This window comes from Nitrospira sp. Kam-Ns4a (genome assembly GCF_965152595.1).
This window is the reverse complement of sequence record NZ_OZ224218.1, coordinates 2,535,315-2,549,111: the sequence shown is the minus strand read 5'-3', so window position 1 is coordinate 2,549,111 and position 13,797 is coordinate 2,535,315. Positions and strand designations below refer to the sequence as shown.

13 protein-coding genes are annotated in these 13,797 nt (G+C 67.5%); 7 read left to right on the top strand and 6 right to left on the bottom strand.

All coding sequences use genetic code 11. The annotated features are described in order from the left end of the window. The first annotated feature begins 15 nt into the window (after nt 1–15). The 7 genes from ACWHYQ_RS12720 (at nt 16) to ACWHYQ_RS12690 (ending at nt 9,918) form a co-directional block, all read left to right on the top strand. The gene (locus tag ACWHYQ_RS12720; protein ID WP_447972495.1) at nt 16–963 is read left to right on the top strand and encodes a bifunctional riboflavin kinase/FAD synthetase; all 948 of its coding nucleotides are present in this window, start codon (nt 16–18) and stop codon (nt 961–963) included. 11 nt (nt 964–974) lie between these two features. Next, nucleotides 975–2,465 (top strand): tRNA lysidine(34) synthetase TilS, encoded by a 1,491-nt coding sequence (gene tilS / locus ACWHYQ_RS12715; protein WP_447972494.1) that lies wholly within the window; start codon nt 975–977, stop codon nt 2,463–2,465. A 6-nt stretch (nt 2,466–2,471) separates the two neighbouring features. Then, a complete protein-coding gene (gene hpt / locus ACWHYQ_RS12710) occupies nt 2,472–3,020 on the top strand; it encodes a hypoxanthine phosphoribosyltransferase (RefSeq protein ID WP_447972493.1) in 549 nt (182 codons plus the stop codon). A gap of 97 nt (nt 3,021–3,117) precedes the next feature. Then, nucleotides 3,118–4,932 (top strand): ATP-dependent zinc metalloprotease FtsH, encoded by a 1,815-nt coding sequence (gene ftsH, locus ACWHYQ_RS12705; protein WP_447972492.1) that lies wholly within the window; start codon nt 3,118–3,120, stop codon nt 4,930–4,932. A 151-nt stretch (nt 4,933–5,083) separates the two neighbouring features. Further along, nucleotides 5,084–5,905: a dihydropteroate synthase gene (gene folP / locus ACWHYQ_RS12700; RefSeq protein ID WP_447972491.1), complete on the top strand. Its 822-nt coding sequence runs from the start codon at nt 5,084–5,086 to the stop codon at nt 5,903–5,905. 64 nt (nt 5,906–5,969) lie between these two features. Beyond that, nucleotides 5,970–7,325, top strand: coding sequence for a phosphoglucosamine mutase (gene glmM, locus ACWHYQ_RS12695; RefSeq protein WP_447972490.1), 1,356 nt, complete (start codon nt 5,970–5,972; stop codon nt 7,323–7,325). 28 nt (nt 7,326–7,353) lie between these two features. After that, nucleotides 7,354–9,918, top strand: a complete 2,565-nt coding sequence (locus tag ACWHYQ_RS12690; RefSeq protein ID WP_447972489.1) for a DNA internalization-related competence protein ComEC/Rec2 — start codon at nt 7,354–7,356, stop codon at nt 9,916–9,918. A 15-nt stretch (nt 9,919–9,933) separates the two neighbouring features. Here the strand turns inward: ACWHYQ_RS12690 and ACWHYQ_RS12685 are convergent, their stop codons facing one another. The 6 genes from ACWHYQ_RS12685 to ACWHYQ_RS12660 form a co-directional block, all read right to left on the bottom strand. Next, nucleotides 9,934–10,719, bottom strand: coding sequence for an ElyC/SanA/YdcF family protein (locus tag ACWHYQ_RS12685; RefSeq protein WP_447972488.1), 786 nt, complete (start codon nt 10,717–10,719; stop codon nt 9,934–9,936). 42 nt (nt 10,720–10,761) lie between these two features. Continuing rightward, the gene (locus ACWHYQ_RS12680) at nt 10,762–11,091 is read right to left on the bottom strand and encodes a hypothetical protein (protein WP_447972487.1); all 330 of its coding nucleotides are present in this window, start codon (nt 11,089–11,091) and stop codon (nt 10,762–10,764) included. Between the two features lie 110 nt (nt 11,092–11,201). Further along, a complete protein-coding gene (locus ACWHYQ_RS12675) occupies nt 11,202–12,335 on the bottom strand; it encodes a nucleotidyltransferase family protein (protein ID WP_447972486.1) in 1,134 nt (377 codons plus the stop codon). A 16-nt stretch (nt 12,336–12,351) separates the two neighbouring features. Next, nucleotides 12,352–12,645, bottom strand: a complete 294-nt coding sequence (locus tag ACWHYQ_RS12670) for a PqqD family protein (protein ID WP_447972485.1) — start codon at nt 12,643–12,645, stop codon at nt 12,352–12,354. Nucleotides 12,646–12,690: 45 nt separating this feature from the next. Next, on the bottom strand, nt 12,691–12,909 hold the full coding sequence (locus ACWHYQ_RS12665) for a hypothetical protein (RefSeq protein WP_447972484.1): 219 nt from the start codon (nt 12,907–12,909) through the stop codon (nt 12,691–12,693). Continuing rightward, nucleotides 12,906–13,784 (bottom strand): hypothetical protein, encoded by an 879-nt coding sequence (locus tag ACWHYQ_RS12660; RefSeq protein ID WP_447972483.1) that lies wholly within the window; start codon nt 13,782–13,784, stop codon nt 12,906–12,908. The genes ACWHYQ_RS12665 and ACWHYQ_RS12660 overlap by 4 nt, the downstream gene beginning before the upstream one ends. Nucleotides 13,785–13,797: the final 13 nt, after the last annotated feature.

The window sequence follows — 13,797 nt, the reverse complement described above, 5'->3', positions numbered from 1 at the left end:
CCAGCGCATGACGCGATGAAGATCACGCGGGGCCTCGCAGCGTACCAACGGGCGCCGTTCCCGGTGCTCACGATCGGCAACTTCGACGGGCTCCACCGGGGGCACCAGGCCCTGTTGAAGACCGTGGTGGAGACGGCGGCGCGGGTGGGCGGCACGCCGATGGTGCTGACCTTCGAGCCACACCCGGTGGTCGTGCTGGCGCCGACCGTGGAGCTGCAGTTGCTCTCGACGCGGGAGGAGAAGCTTGCCCGGCTGCAACAATCCGGTATCGAGGAGGTGGTGGTGCTCGAGTTCAACCGGGCCTTTGCCGCGCTCAGCCCGGAGGAATTCGTGCTCGGGGTCCTTCGAGACGGGATCGGTGTGCGGGAACTGTTCGTCGGCGAGCAGTTCGCGTTCGGGAAAGGCCGGGCGGGGCGGATCGGGGACCTCGTGCGCCTGGGCGCCGAAGCCGGCTTCCGCGTGCATCCGGTGGCGCCCGTGCGCGTGGACGGCGCGCCGGTGAGCTCCACGCGGATTCGGCTGCTCCTGCAGCAGGGGGACGTGCGGGCGGCGGCGCGGTGCCTAGGTCGCCCCTATGCGCTAGAGGGGGCCGTCATCGCCGGCGAGCAACGGGGGAAAGCGCTGGGGTGGCCGACCGCCAACCTGGCGCTGCCCGCGGGGCGGGTGGTCCCGGCCGATGGGGTCTACGCGACGAAGGCGGTGTGGAAAGCGCGCGCCTTCGATTCGGTGTCCTATATCGGCTCGCGTCCGACCTTCGGGGCGGGACAGCGGTTGCTTGAGGTCTATCTCCTGGATCAGCAGGTGGATCTCTACGGAGAGACGATCCGGGTGGAGTTCGTGGAGCGGCTGCGGGGCGATCTCGCCTTCGCCTCGCCCGAGGAGCTGGCCGCCCGGATCGGCGTGGATGTGGCCCAGGCGCGGGAATCCCTCAAGGCCGCCGGGTCGGTTGCCGAAGTCTCATGAGGACGAAGGGCATGGCGCGGGCGGAGCAAGGCGAACGGCGCGGGGCGCCGCTCGAACGCCGTGTGGCGGCATTTGCCCGGGCCGGACGGCTGGTCGCTCCCGGCGACAAGGTCCTGGTCGCCGTCTCGGGGGGCCCGGACTCCATCGCGCTCCTGCGCGTCCTGATGGCGCTCGCCCCAGCGTGGGCGCTGACGGTCCACGCGATCCACGTGCACCATGGGTTGCGCGGAGGGGATGCCGACGAGGACGCGCGATTCGTGGCGGGGGTCTGCGACCGGCTGCGCATCCCACTCCATCTGGGGCGGATCAGCTTGCAGGGGCCCCCAGGGCGAGTCCAAGCGGGCGGGTCGCTCCAGGAGCGCGCTCGGGAGGCTCGATACCAGGCGTTGCGGCGCGCCGCGGCAGCCCTGGACATGGACCGGGTGGCCCTGGGCCATACGGCGGACGACCAGGTGGAAACCCTGCTGATGTGGATGCTCCGCGGGGCGGGCACATCCGGCCTCGCCGGCATTCCCGACATGCGCGAAGGGTTGTTCGTCCGGCCGCTCCTGGCGACCAGTCGGGCCGAGATCCTCGCGTACCTCGACGTCCAGGGGCAGCCCTTCCGCGAGGATGCCAGCAACGCGAAGCCCTGCTACCTGCGCAACCGCATCCGGCAGGACCTGGTGCCGGTGCTGAAACGGTTCAATCCGACGCTCCTGCGGGTGCTGGCGCGGCAGGCCCGGATTCTCCGGGACGAGGACCGGTACGTGGAGGAGCAGGCCCGGCGGCATCTTGCCGACCTCGTCGTGGAGGATAGCTCCGCGGGACTGCGGCTGGACCGCGAGGGCCTGCTCAGGCTCCCGGTGGCGCTCCAGCGGCGGATCCTGAGAGCAGTCCTACGGCGAACCGCCGGTCTGTCGCGGGGGCCTGCGTTCAGTGCGGTCGAGACGGTCCTGAATCAAGTGGTCCACGGACGGTCCGGAGCCCAGCTTCATGTGCGAGGGGCCGTGGCGAGGCGGGAGTATCAGGTCATCCGCTTCGAGGGGCTGCCGGCCGGGAGCCGGTCAGCCGGACCAGCGTCGGCGGACAGCGGCTTGCCGGAGGGTGGGCTGGTGCTGCCCATTCCCGGCGAGGTCCGGTGGCCGCTTACGGGCGAGCTGATTCGGATCCGGTGCGGGGAGCCCGGGTCGCTGGCGGGTGGGGAACTCCCGCCCGGAACGCGGGCCGCAGCGGTCCTGGATGGAGACCGATTCACCTGGACGTTGGTGGCCCGCCCGTGGAAGCGCGGGGATCGCTTCCACCCCCAGGGCATGGGAGGCCACCGCAAGAAGGTGCAGGATTATTTCACGGACATCAAATTGCCGCGTGGGGAGCGGCGCCGCGTCCCGATCATTGCGGCGCCCGAAGGCATCCTGTGGGTCGGAGGTCTGCGGGCCGACCATCGCTTTTGCGCGAGCCCCTCGACGAGAAGGCCGGTCATTGTGGAATTGCTGGACAGCAGCCAGCAGGGGAGAGGCTAGGCAACTATGGAGCGGATTTTCGGACGGCCGATCGTCACGCAGGAAGAGATGCGGACCCGCATCAAGGAACTGGGCCGGCAGATCACGGCCGACTACGCCGACAAGGACCTGATCCTGGTTGGGGTCCTCAAAGGCGCCTTCGCGTTTTACGCCGATCTCGCGCGGGCCATCCGGATCCCGCTCCGGGTGGATTTCATCGTGGTCACGAGCTACGGCTCCACATCGCGGTCGTCTGGCAGGGTCAAGATGGTCACCGACCTGACCGAGGACATCGCCGGCCGGGATGTCCTGCTCGTCGAGGACATTGTGGACTCGGGCCTGACGGTCCAGTACCTCATCCGGACACTGTCGAAGCGGAAGCCGAAGTCCATCCGGGCTTGCGCGCTGCTGAGCAAGCCGGCTCGCCGCAAAGTCAATGTCACGGTGGACTACGTGGGGTTTGAGATTCCCAACAAGTACGTGGTGGGCTACGGCCTGGATTACCAGCAGAAATACCGGAATCTTCCCTACCTGGCCGTCCTGGACAAGGTGGATGACGAAGGGCAGGGGTTCTAAGCGGCCGGAGTTGTCAGGTTTTCCGGGTCTATGGTAGAATCCACCGGTCTTCTCAGGTCCCCGTCCCCCGCTTCATGACGGTGCGTGGAGGAGTCGGATGAACTCACGCGTGAAAAATCTCCTGTTTTGGGTTGTCGTCGGCCTCTTCATGATCCTCCTGTTCAATCTGTTCAGCGTGCCGACCCATACCCCCGAAGAGGAAGTCATCTTCAGCGATTTCATGACCTATCTGGACAAGGGCGAGGTCACCAAGGTCACGATCAAGGCCAATCACATCAACGCGATTCTCAAGGACGGGACCAGGATCCGCACCTACTCGGTCGAGTACCCGGAGCTGGTGAACGTGCTGCGCGAGCGGAACGTCCAGATCGAGGCCAAGCCGCCGGACGAGAGTCCCTGGTACATCACGTTCCTGGTGACCTGGGGGCCGTTCATCCTCTTCCTGGGCCTCTGGTTCTTCATCATGCGCCAGATGCAGATCGGGGGCAACAAGGCGCTCTCCTTCGGCAAGAGCCGCGCGCGCATGCTGACCGAGGATCGGAAGAAGATCACTTTCTCCGACGTGGCCGGCATTGACGAGGCCAAGGAGGAGGTCGCCGAGATCATCGAGTTCCTCAAGGACCCGCGCAAGTTCCAGAAGCTGGGCGGCCGGATCCCCAAGGGTGTCCTGATCGTCGGGCCACCCGGGACCGGCAAGACGCTGCTCGCCAAGGCCATCGCGGGCGAGGCGGGTGTGCCCTTCTTCAGCATCAGCGGCTCGGACTTTGTGGAGATGTTTGTGGGCGTCGGCGCGTCCCGGGTCCGGGACCTGTTCGAGCAGGGGAAGAAACACGCCCCCTGCATCATCTTCATTGACGAGATTGACGCGGTCGGCCGGCTCCGGGGCGCTGGGCTCGGCGGTGGGCACGACGAGCGCGAGCAGACGCTCAACCAGCTCCTCGTGGAGATGGACGGGTTCGACACGACGGAAGGCGTGATCCTGATCGCCGCGACCAACCGGCCGGACGTCCTGGATCCGGCGCTGCTGCGGCCGGGCCGCTTCGATCGGCAGATCGTGGTCAACCGCCCGGACCTCCGCGGCCGGACCGAGATCCTCAAGGTGCATACGAAGAAGGTCCCGATCGCGCCAGATGTGGAGCTGGAGAAAATCGCGCGGGGCACGCCCGGGTTCTCCGGGGCGGACCTGGAGAACCTCGTGAACGAGGCGGCTCTGTGGGCGGCGCGGCAGAACAAGAAGATGGTGGAGCTGTCCGATTTCGAGATGGCGAAGGACAAGGTGCTGATGGGCGCGGAGCGCAAGAGCATGATCCTCAGCGAAGAGGAGAAGCGCGTCACCGCCTATCACGAAGCCGGCCACGCCCTGATGGCGAAGCTGCTGCCGGGCACCGACCCGGTGCACAAGGTGACGATCATTCCGCGCGGCCGCGCGCTCGGGGTCACGATGCAGCTCCCCACCGACGACCGCCACAATTACACGAAGGAGTTCCTTTACAACACGCTGGCCATTCTCCTCGGCGGGCGGGTCGCGGAGGAGCTGGTGCTCAACCACATCACGACCGGGGCGGGGAACGACATCGAGCGCGCCACAGACCTCGCCCGGAAGATGGTGTGCGAGTGGGGCATGAGCGACAAGCTCGGGCCGCTGACCTTCGGGAAGAAGGAGGAGGAGATCTTCCTCGGGCGGGAGATCGCCACGCGCCGCGACTTCAGCGAACAGGTCGCCATCGAGATTGACCACGAAATCAAGCGGCTGGTGATCGAGAACTACGAACGCGCGAAGCGCATGCTCACCGAGCATATGGGAACCCTCAAGGCGCTAGCCGAAGCGCTGTTGGAAAAGGAAGTCCTCGAGGGGACGGAGATTGACGAAATCATCCGGCAGGGCTCGCTTCCCCAAACCGTGCCAGCCTGACCAGGCTGTTCCGCCTCCTCCGGCCGCAGCCAGTCCTCCTTCAAACCGCCGCCGGCTCAGTGCGAGCCGAGCGGAGCCTTCCGAGCAGGCCAGAGCCGCGATGTCTTCTGCCTTGTCCTCCCAGTGCGAGCTGCGTGTGGCCGGAAGGCGTGTGATCCGACTGGACCGCGGCCCGCTGATTATGGGCGTGCTCAACGTGACCCCCGACTCCTTCTCCGACGGGGGCCGCTACCTCGACCCCGGGGCGGCCGTGGACCATGCCCTTGCCATGGCGGAGCAGGGGGCTGACCTGATCGACGTCGGCGCCGAATCGTCGCGGCCAGGGTCCGAGCCCGTGGAGGAGGCCGAGGAACTCCGTCGGCTGATGCCGGTCCTGACCCGGCTGGGACGCGAGCTGCCGATCCCCCTCTCAGTGGATACGACAAAGGCAGGAGTCGCCCGCCGGGCCCTTGACGTCGGAGCGGCCATCATCAATGATATCAGCGCCCTTCGCCTTGACCCCGAGCTGGCAGGCGTGGTGGCCGAATCCGGAGCCGGCTTGGTGCTCATGCACATGCAGGGGACGCCGAAGACGATGCAGCAGGCTCCCCGGTATGACGATGTGGTTGAAGATGTGTTGGCCTTCTTTCGGGCCCGGTTGGCGGCAGCGGAGGCGGCGGGCATCGGTCGGGAGCAGATCATCCTCGATCCAGGGGTCGGATTCGGGAAGACGCTCGCCCACAATCTTGCGCTCCTGGACCGACTCGACCGCTTCTGCGCCCTGGGCCGCCCGGTGCTGGTCGGGGTCTCTCGCAAGGCCTTCATCGGGGAGATCACTGGCCGCCCGGTTGGGGAGCGGCTGGCGGGCACGGCCGCTGCGGTGGCGGTCGCGGTCCTGCGAGGCGCCCGGATCGTCAGGGTGCACGACGTGGCGCCGATCCGGGACGTCGTGCGAGTCGTGGATGCGATCGTGAGGAGAGCGAATAGCGCGTAGCAGACAGCAAGTAGCTCCGAGGGCTATGCGCGGCTTACTATTTGCTGCTCGCTGGAGGGGAAAGATGGGGAAGCTGTTCGGGACGGACGGCGTGCGAGGCGTCGCCAACCTCGAGCCGATGACGAGCGAGACGGCCATGAAGCTCGGGCGGGCGGCGGCGTTCCTGTTCAAGCGGCGGGCGGGGCGCCATCAGATCGTCATCGGCAAGGACACCCGGCTGTCCGGCTACATGCTCGAGTCCGCGCTGACCTCCGGCATCTGCTCGATGGGCGTGGACGTGCTGCTCGTCGGCCCGATGCCGACCCCGGCGGTGGCGTTTTTGACGCGCAGCCTCCGGGCCGACGCGGGCGTGATGATCTCGGCGTCCCATAACCCCTATCAGGACAACGGGATCAAGTTTTTCTCCAGCGACGGCTTCAAGCTGCCCGACGAGGTCGAGGCGCGGATGGAGGAGCTGATCGTCTCGAACGAGATCGAGCACCTCCGCCCCACCGCTGACGCCGTGGGCAAGGCCTACCGGATTGACGATGCGGAGGGCCGCTACATCGAGTTCGTCAAACGCTCGGTCCCGCGGGACGTGGACTTCCAGGGCTTGAGCCTCGTGGTGGACTGCGCGCACGGCGCCGCCTACAAGGTGTCGCCGAAGGTCTTCCGCGAGCTCGGAGCGACGGTCTGGGTCATCGGCGACGAACCGAACGGCACCAACATCAACGAGGCATGCGGCGCGGTCCATCCGGAGCGCTTACAGGAGGCGGTGCTGAAGCACCGGGCGCACCTCGGCATCGCGCACGACGGGGACGCCGACCGTGCGATCTTCGTCTGCGAGCAGGGCTCGATCGTGGACGGCGACCACGCCATGGCCGCGCTGGCCGTGGATCTGCACGAGCGAGGAAGGCTCAAGCGCGACACGGTCGTCGCGACCGTGATGAGCAACTTCGGGCTGGAGCGGGCCCTGGCAAAGGCCGGCATCAGCCTCGTCCGCACACCGGTGGGAGACCGGTACATCCTCGAGCGGATGGTCGCCGAGGGCTACAACTTTGGCGGCGAGCAGTCGGGACACCTGATCTTTCTCGATCACAACACCACGGGCGATGGGCTGATCTCCGGGCTGCAGCTCTTGACCTTGATGAAGCGAACGGGCCGGCCGCTGTCGGATCTGGCCCGCTCGATGAAGCCGGTACCGCAGGTCCTGCTCAATGTGAAGGTGCGCGAGAAGCCGGCGCTGGAGGACATCCCCGAGGTCCGCCGGGGGCTGCAGGACGCGGAAGCCAGGTTGAACGGGATGGGGCGGGTCCTGGTGCGCTACTCCGGCACCGAGCCGTTACTCCGGATTATGGTCGAGGGCGAGCCGGAATCCTTGATCCGGTCGGTCGCCGACGACTTGGCCGGGGTCGTGCGGGCCCGGATCGGGTGCCGGTAGCGGACCCGGGGCCTGCCTCGCGGCGTGCATGCTGCTGTCGGTCACGGCCGCGTTCCTTGTCGGACTGGCGCTGGGGTCCTCCCTTCCCTATCTTCCCGCCCTGATCCTCCTGCTCCTGCTGCTCGGCGGGCTCGCGCTGACGGGACTGGAATGGGCGGAGCGCCTGACGGCCCGCCAGGGCCTGCTGGTCTACGGCGCGACCCTGGCTGGAGTGGTGTATTGGACCGGCGCGGCCTGGCTCCAGTCCACGCCGCCGCTCGCCGAATCGGCTGGATCGGAGCCGGTCACGCTCGTCGGGACCATCGTCGAGCCGGTCCGCTACGCGCCCGGGCGTCTCGTGGCCGTCCTCGCGGTGTCCCAGCTCGGCCCGAGCCTCGCCGACTCCAGCCCGGTCCGGGGGCGGCTGCGTCTGACCTGGCGCGACCCGGACCGGGTGCTCGGGCAAGGCGACCAGGTGGTCGTCACGGCGCGGATCCGGGCGCCATCTGGTCCGGCGAACCCCGGCGGCGCGGATTTCGAAGCCTTGCTCGCGCGCCAAGGGATTGGGGCCGTGGCGTCCCTGTCCGGCCCCGGGCAGGTCGCCGTCTTGGCTCGCTCCGAGCTCTCCCGCTGGCAGGCGTGGCGATGGGTCGAAAGGTGGCGCCACCGGATCCGGGAGGCCGCCGTTTCCACGCTGAACGGCGCGGCGCTCGGCCTCTACCTTGGGATCGTCATCGGCGAGCCCGGCTACCTGGCCCCGGAGGTGCGGGACCGGTTCATGGCCACGGGCACGGTCCACATCCTCTCCATCTCCGGCTCCCATCTCGGCCTCATCGCGTTCCTCGCGTTTGCCTGCGCTAAGGTCCTGGGCCGGCACCTTCCGACCGCCTGGCTGCTAGCGCTGTCGCGCCGGATCACGGTCACGCGCCTGGCCGCGCTGCTCACGACCCTGCCGGTGGTCCTCTACACCGTGCTGGCCGGGGCCGAGGTGGCCACCGTGCGCTCGCTGGTCATGATCCTGGTCTTCCTCCTGGCCGTGTGGCTGGGCCGCGGGCACCGGCTGATCCTGGCCCTGGCGGCCGCCGCCTGGCTCATCCTGCTGCATGAGCCGGTGGCGCTCTATGACATCTCCTTCCAGCTCTCCTATCTCTCGGTGCTGGCGATCGCGGTGGTCGTTCAACGGACTGCCGATCCGGCGCAGGAGGCGATGCCAGAGCCGCCGCTGGCCTGGTCCCTCCGGCGCTGGCTCCGCGAGTACGCCGCGATCACCGGCGGCGTGACGCTCGCGACGGCGCCGCTGGTGGCCTACTACTTCAACCAGGTCGCCTGGCTCGGGCTGGTCGCCAACCTCGTCGTCGTTCCCGTGGTCGGGTTCATCCTGGTGCCGTTGGGATTGGCCTCGGCCCTCTGGCTGGGGCTGACTGGCGCGGAGGGGCTGCCCGCCGGAGCGCTCATCCAGCGGCTCTACGAGTGGCTGGCCGACGCGGTCGCCTGGCTGGCAGCCGTGCCCGGCGCGCAATGGCACGTGGCCTCGCCGACGATCCCGGCCATCGCGGGATTCTACGTGCTGCTCGGGCTAGCCGTCCGCCGGACGGCGGGCCGGCTCGCCCGGGCGATCGCCACGCTCGGGGTCGCGCTCCTGCTGGGCTGGTGGTGCTGGTCTCCGAGGACGGGGCTGGACGGGGAGACGGTGCGCGTCACGTTTCTGGACGTCGGGCAGGGCGACGCGACGGTCATCGAGCTGCCCGACGGCCAAACCGTGCTGATTGACGGAGGGGCGCACTACGACACGCTGGACATGGGCCGGGCCGTCGTCGGCCCGTTCCTGTGGGACCGGGGGATCAGGCGGCTCGATCATGTGATCGGGACCCATCCCCAGCTCGACCATGTCGGCGGGCTGGCCTGGGTGCTCGACGCCTTTCCGGTCGGCGCCTATTGGAGCAACGGAGTCGGCAGGGAAGAGGAATTCTACGCCAGGCTCAGGGACGCCCTCGTGCGGCGGGGCCTGACAGAGCGGGTTGTCCGCGCGGGCGATCGCATCCTGTCCACCGGCCCCTGCCGGCTGGATGTCCTGAATCCACCAGCCGACCACGGTCCGGCCGGCCAGGTCCCGGAGCGTGAGGATCTTGCGGGTGCGAAGACCGGGACCCTCTTGAACAACCTCTCCGTCGTCACCCGGTTGGACTGCGGGCCGCATGCAGTGCTGTTCACCGCCGACCTCGAGCGGGAGGGGCTCGCGCGGCTGCGGCAGGCCCGAAGCCCGCACCGGGCCGCTGTGGTCAAGGTGCCCCACCACGGCGCGCGGAGCTCGCTGGACCTCGAGTGGGTTCGTTCCATCGGGGCGGAGATCGCTGTCATCTCCGTCGGGCGACGCAACCCCTACGGACATCCCGCTCTCGAGGTGCTGAGCGCGTACGAACGAGCGGGCATCCGGCTCTATCGGACGGATCAGGATGGGGCGGTGACGGTTGTAGCGAGCCTGTCCGCCTCCCCCTTCACAGTGCATCGGACGCGGGCGCAGCGACCCAGACCGGTCCCGATCAATGGGTGGACCTGGCCCGCTGAGCGCGAGAATCTCAAGCGGCTTTGGGCCCAATGGATGGGGGCGGGCTGAGCAGCCGGCGCGACCCTACATCTGGCCTCGGAGCGTGGACCAGGCCATCCCCAGGTACTCGTGGATGGCGTGCTCGGCGGTGCGGAAACTTTGCGCACGCGGGAAATGATCAACGATATTGAAGCTCTCATTGGGCGGGTGGCCTTTTAAGTAATAGGCAGATGGGGCGGGGACGGGATGGAGACCGGCCTTCTCAAAGAGCCCCATGGCGCGGGGCATGTTCATGGCGGAGGTGACCAGCATGAAGGGGGCCGGGCCCACGATCGCCTGGACCCGCTGGACCTGCTCCTCGGTGTTTTTCGCTTTGGTATCAACGATGAGATCGGCTGGATTGACCCCCAGTTCCTGGGCCAGCTTGGCCATTGCAGCGGCCTCCGGCACCGGATCGTAGGCGGAGTCGCCGGACAGGACCAGCTTGCTCCCCGGGAGGGCATGGTGGAGGCGGATCCCGTCGATCAGCCGTACGAGCCCAATCCAGGTAATCTGCCTTGCCAGGGGTGCCTGCGGGTCAGAGACGTGGCCAGCGCTCAGCACGACCACGTACGGAGCGGACACGGCAGTATCCTGACGGAGCTTGTCCGGATCGATCTCCTGGTATTGGCGCTCCAGCGGCATGAGCAGATGGGAGGACAACGTCCCTTCGCCGAACACGGCCAGGAGCACCAGACCGATCGTCACCAGCCACCGTCCGGCCCTCGTCCGATCCGACAGCCAGAGCAGGAGGACGCCGACCGCGAGCAGCGTGACACAGATCGGGAGCGGGTTCAGATACGCCGCCAGAAACGGTTTGATCCCATCCATGGTGGCTCCTTTCTCCGTCGAGCGAGCCCGCCTGGGCGCACGCTACGGCTCGTCCTTGAGATCCGGGACCGTCAATCCAATCTTGCACGAGGGACACCGTCGCGCGCTGACGCCGATCAGCGTCCGGCCCCAGGGCCGCGCATTGCAGTTGGGGCACCGGTACAGGACGTAAAACACGCTGACCGCGATCAGAACAAAGGCGCCAGCCAGCGCGATGAAGAGATGGGGCAGCAACCCGCTGACGACATCGGACCTCGCGAGGACCACCAGCGTTGGCGAGCCCGCGACCGCAAGCGCAACGGCCGCCGCCCCCCGTCGCCGGCGTCTCTGAAACCGGCGCGCCACCACGGCCGTGCCGATCTCCCATTTCATCTGCGGCCCTCGACCACGACGGCGGCAATCCGGTGGAGCCGGTAACCTGAGCCGCCCCCTACGTACGCGTCCTGCCAGATGCCGCATCGTAGCCGCCTAGGGGAGCCTGGTCAAGGGCTCGAAGGGCGCCTGGGGTGCGGGAGCACCCGCCGGCCCAATCGCCAGAGAACCACCAGGACCTGGAGCGCGGCGAGCTTCAGGATGTGCGCAAGCCGTGACACGGGCATGGGGGGGACCACGTCCGTGGGTTCTGCCAGTGTGCTCTCGCGCCATAGGATCTGCACGAACGCGCGCCGGTATCCGCCGAGGGCCTGCTTTCTGAGTCGGAGCAGCAGATCACGGCCGACCGCAAAGTGGAGAAACCTGGGCAGGGGTCCGAGGGCTTCCAGCGCGCGGACCTCGGATCGGCCCCGATCCAGGATTCTCCGGAGCGCCGGCTCTTCCAGCCTGCTGATGCAAGGAAACAATCGGTCGGTCTGTGCCAGATAGACGCCCAGAATGAGGGCGAGCCCGTCCTGGGCGGCCCGCTCAAGCAAAGGGGGAACTTCCCGGCGGGCCTCCAGGCGACGGAAGAGCAGGGCGGCCTCGTAAGCCTGCCACAGGTGGACCCTGTGCAGGTGGTGGTCCTGGAGCGTATCGTGGAGAAACCGGATGTAGAATTGGTCAAGCGGTGAAGGAAGAAACAGGGTGCCCCAAGGACCATCGAGGGGCTGCGCTCGGTTCCAGACCGGCTCGGCGTCGCCGAATGGCGCGATCCTCAACAGGTGCCAGTGCAGGTCCACGGTGATGCCGCCCTGCTCCATCGGATATTCCGCATCGAGCAGCACCAGCTCCTTCGTCTTGGGACGGTAACCCAGTTCGGCCAAACAATCGATCGCGCCTTGGCGGTGGTCGGGTTTCACTAAGAGATCGAGGTCGTTCATGACGCGGACGGACGGGGAAGAATAGATGGGCTCCAGGAGGCTGATCGCTCCCTTCAGGGGCATCGCCGAAATCCGGCGGCGGCCGAGCGCCGCGACAACCCGACGTAATTCATGTTCCCGGATAAGGTTGCGCCTGGCGTTGCCGAGATAGGCCTCCCGCAAGACCTCCTGTTGGTTCGGAGGGAGTCGGGAAAGCAGGCCGGCCTTGGAAAGGCGTTCGTACAGGGCCGGCCCCAATCTCCCCTTCACCAGTGCCGCGAGCGTGACGTGCAGGGTTGGATCGGGTTGTCGGTCAGGATCCGGGGCGAGGAACCGGATCATGTCTTCCGCGGGCGGCTTACTGAGCAGAGTCTCCAACAGGCAGGGCCTCGACCAGGCCCTCTCGTCTGAGGATCTCCAGGATCTCGATCACCGACGCACGAAGCTGCTCGTTCTGGCGGCCGGTCAATTCGACGATGCGTTGCGCCGACCGCCGGCCGTCGCACAACAGCCAGACGATCGTCCCCCAGGCATTCAGCGAGTGGATCTTTCTGCCCGCAGGGTCGAGGATGATGGAGCCGTCCTCCACCTCCAGAAAGTGCAAGCCGGCAAGCGGTTTCGGGGCCCAATGGCCTGGTTCGACGGGCACCATGGCGCCAGCATACCGAGCCGACACAAATATCGTCAACGTTTGCCCTTAGGTCCCAGCCCCGGGCGATCTGCCCCCTTTGGCCATCACTTCAGGGATCGACAGGGAGGTCATCATCGCGACCGTGGCTCCTGTGGTGATGAGCAGGCGTTTGACGAACTCGCGGCGTCCCGGATTGATCTCCGCGAGCATGGCTTCGTCCAGCAGGTTCGCCGCAGACGCGGGCGACTCGGGTCCCATGGTCTCCGGCTCGCGATGGTCGCTCATACGATCGCCTCCTGGTCTCGGGGGGACACAGCGGCTGAGCAGACTGGCCCAGCCCCGTTCCCGTCGGAGAGAAATGTTCTCAAGGCTGCGTCAGCGGTGCCCTGCCAGACGGGAATCTTCGTCAACGCGTGCAGGATGGTCGGGATCTGTCCGTCGAGCAGGACCGTCTCGTCAGCCCAGACATGTGGCAGGAGAGCCGAGAGCCGCTGCCACTGCGGCACTAGCCGGAGCGAGTCGTCCCCCGTCGTGCGAGCGAGGAGCACCAGCGCCGCCAGCTTCACGGGCCTCGGCGGGGGGAACGTGGCCGATCGGCCTGGATGGATGTACCACAGGCGTTGGTGGTTCCACCGCGAAGGCCGAACGCCGGCCGCCATCCATCTGAGGTCAGGAAAGGCGTCGAAGGTTCCTTCCCTGACTGAGTAGGCTCTCGGATAGGCCGTGACCATGCCGGTGACCGGATCCCAGAGATGAAGGTCATCGGAGAGTCCGTGGGAGCCGGCGGCGAGGGCCTTCAACAACAGGGTGGTCTTCCCGGCGCCGGACGGTCCCAGGATGAGGATCGCCTCGCCCTCGGCGTTGAGAAAGCCGCTCGAATGCAGTGGCAGGGCGTCGCCGGCCCGCGCGAGATACAGGGTTCTGAGGCGAACCTCGAGTGCGGGGATGAGGGTGTCGGCGGAGGGCGTATGGTAGGGCTCCGCGGCACCATTCAGGGAAAAACCGTCGCCGTTGGCCGCGAGGTCAAGGTGGATCGGCGAGGAGCCGTCGTCCTCCCCGGACCAGCGGGGAAAGAGGGTTTCCAGGACGGGACGGAGTTCCTCGACTCGGCTTCGAACGGTCACGCGGAGCCCGCCGATGTCGTAGTGAATCGTGGCCATGGTCTCGCGCGGC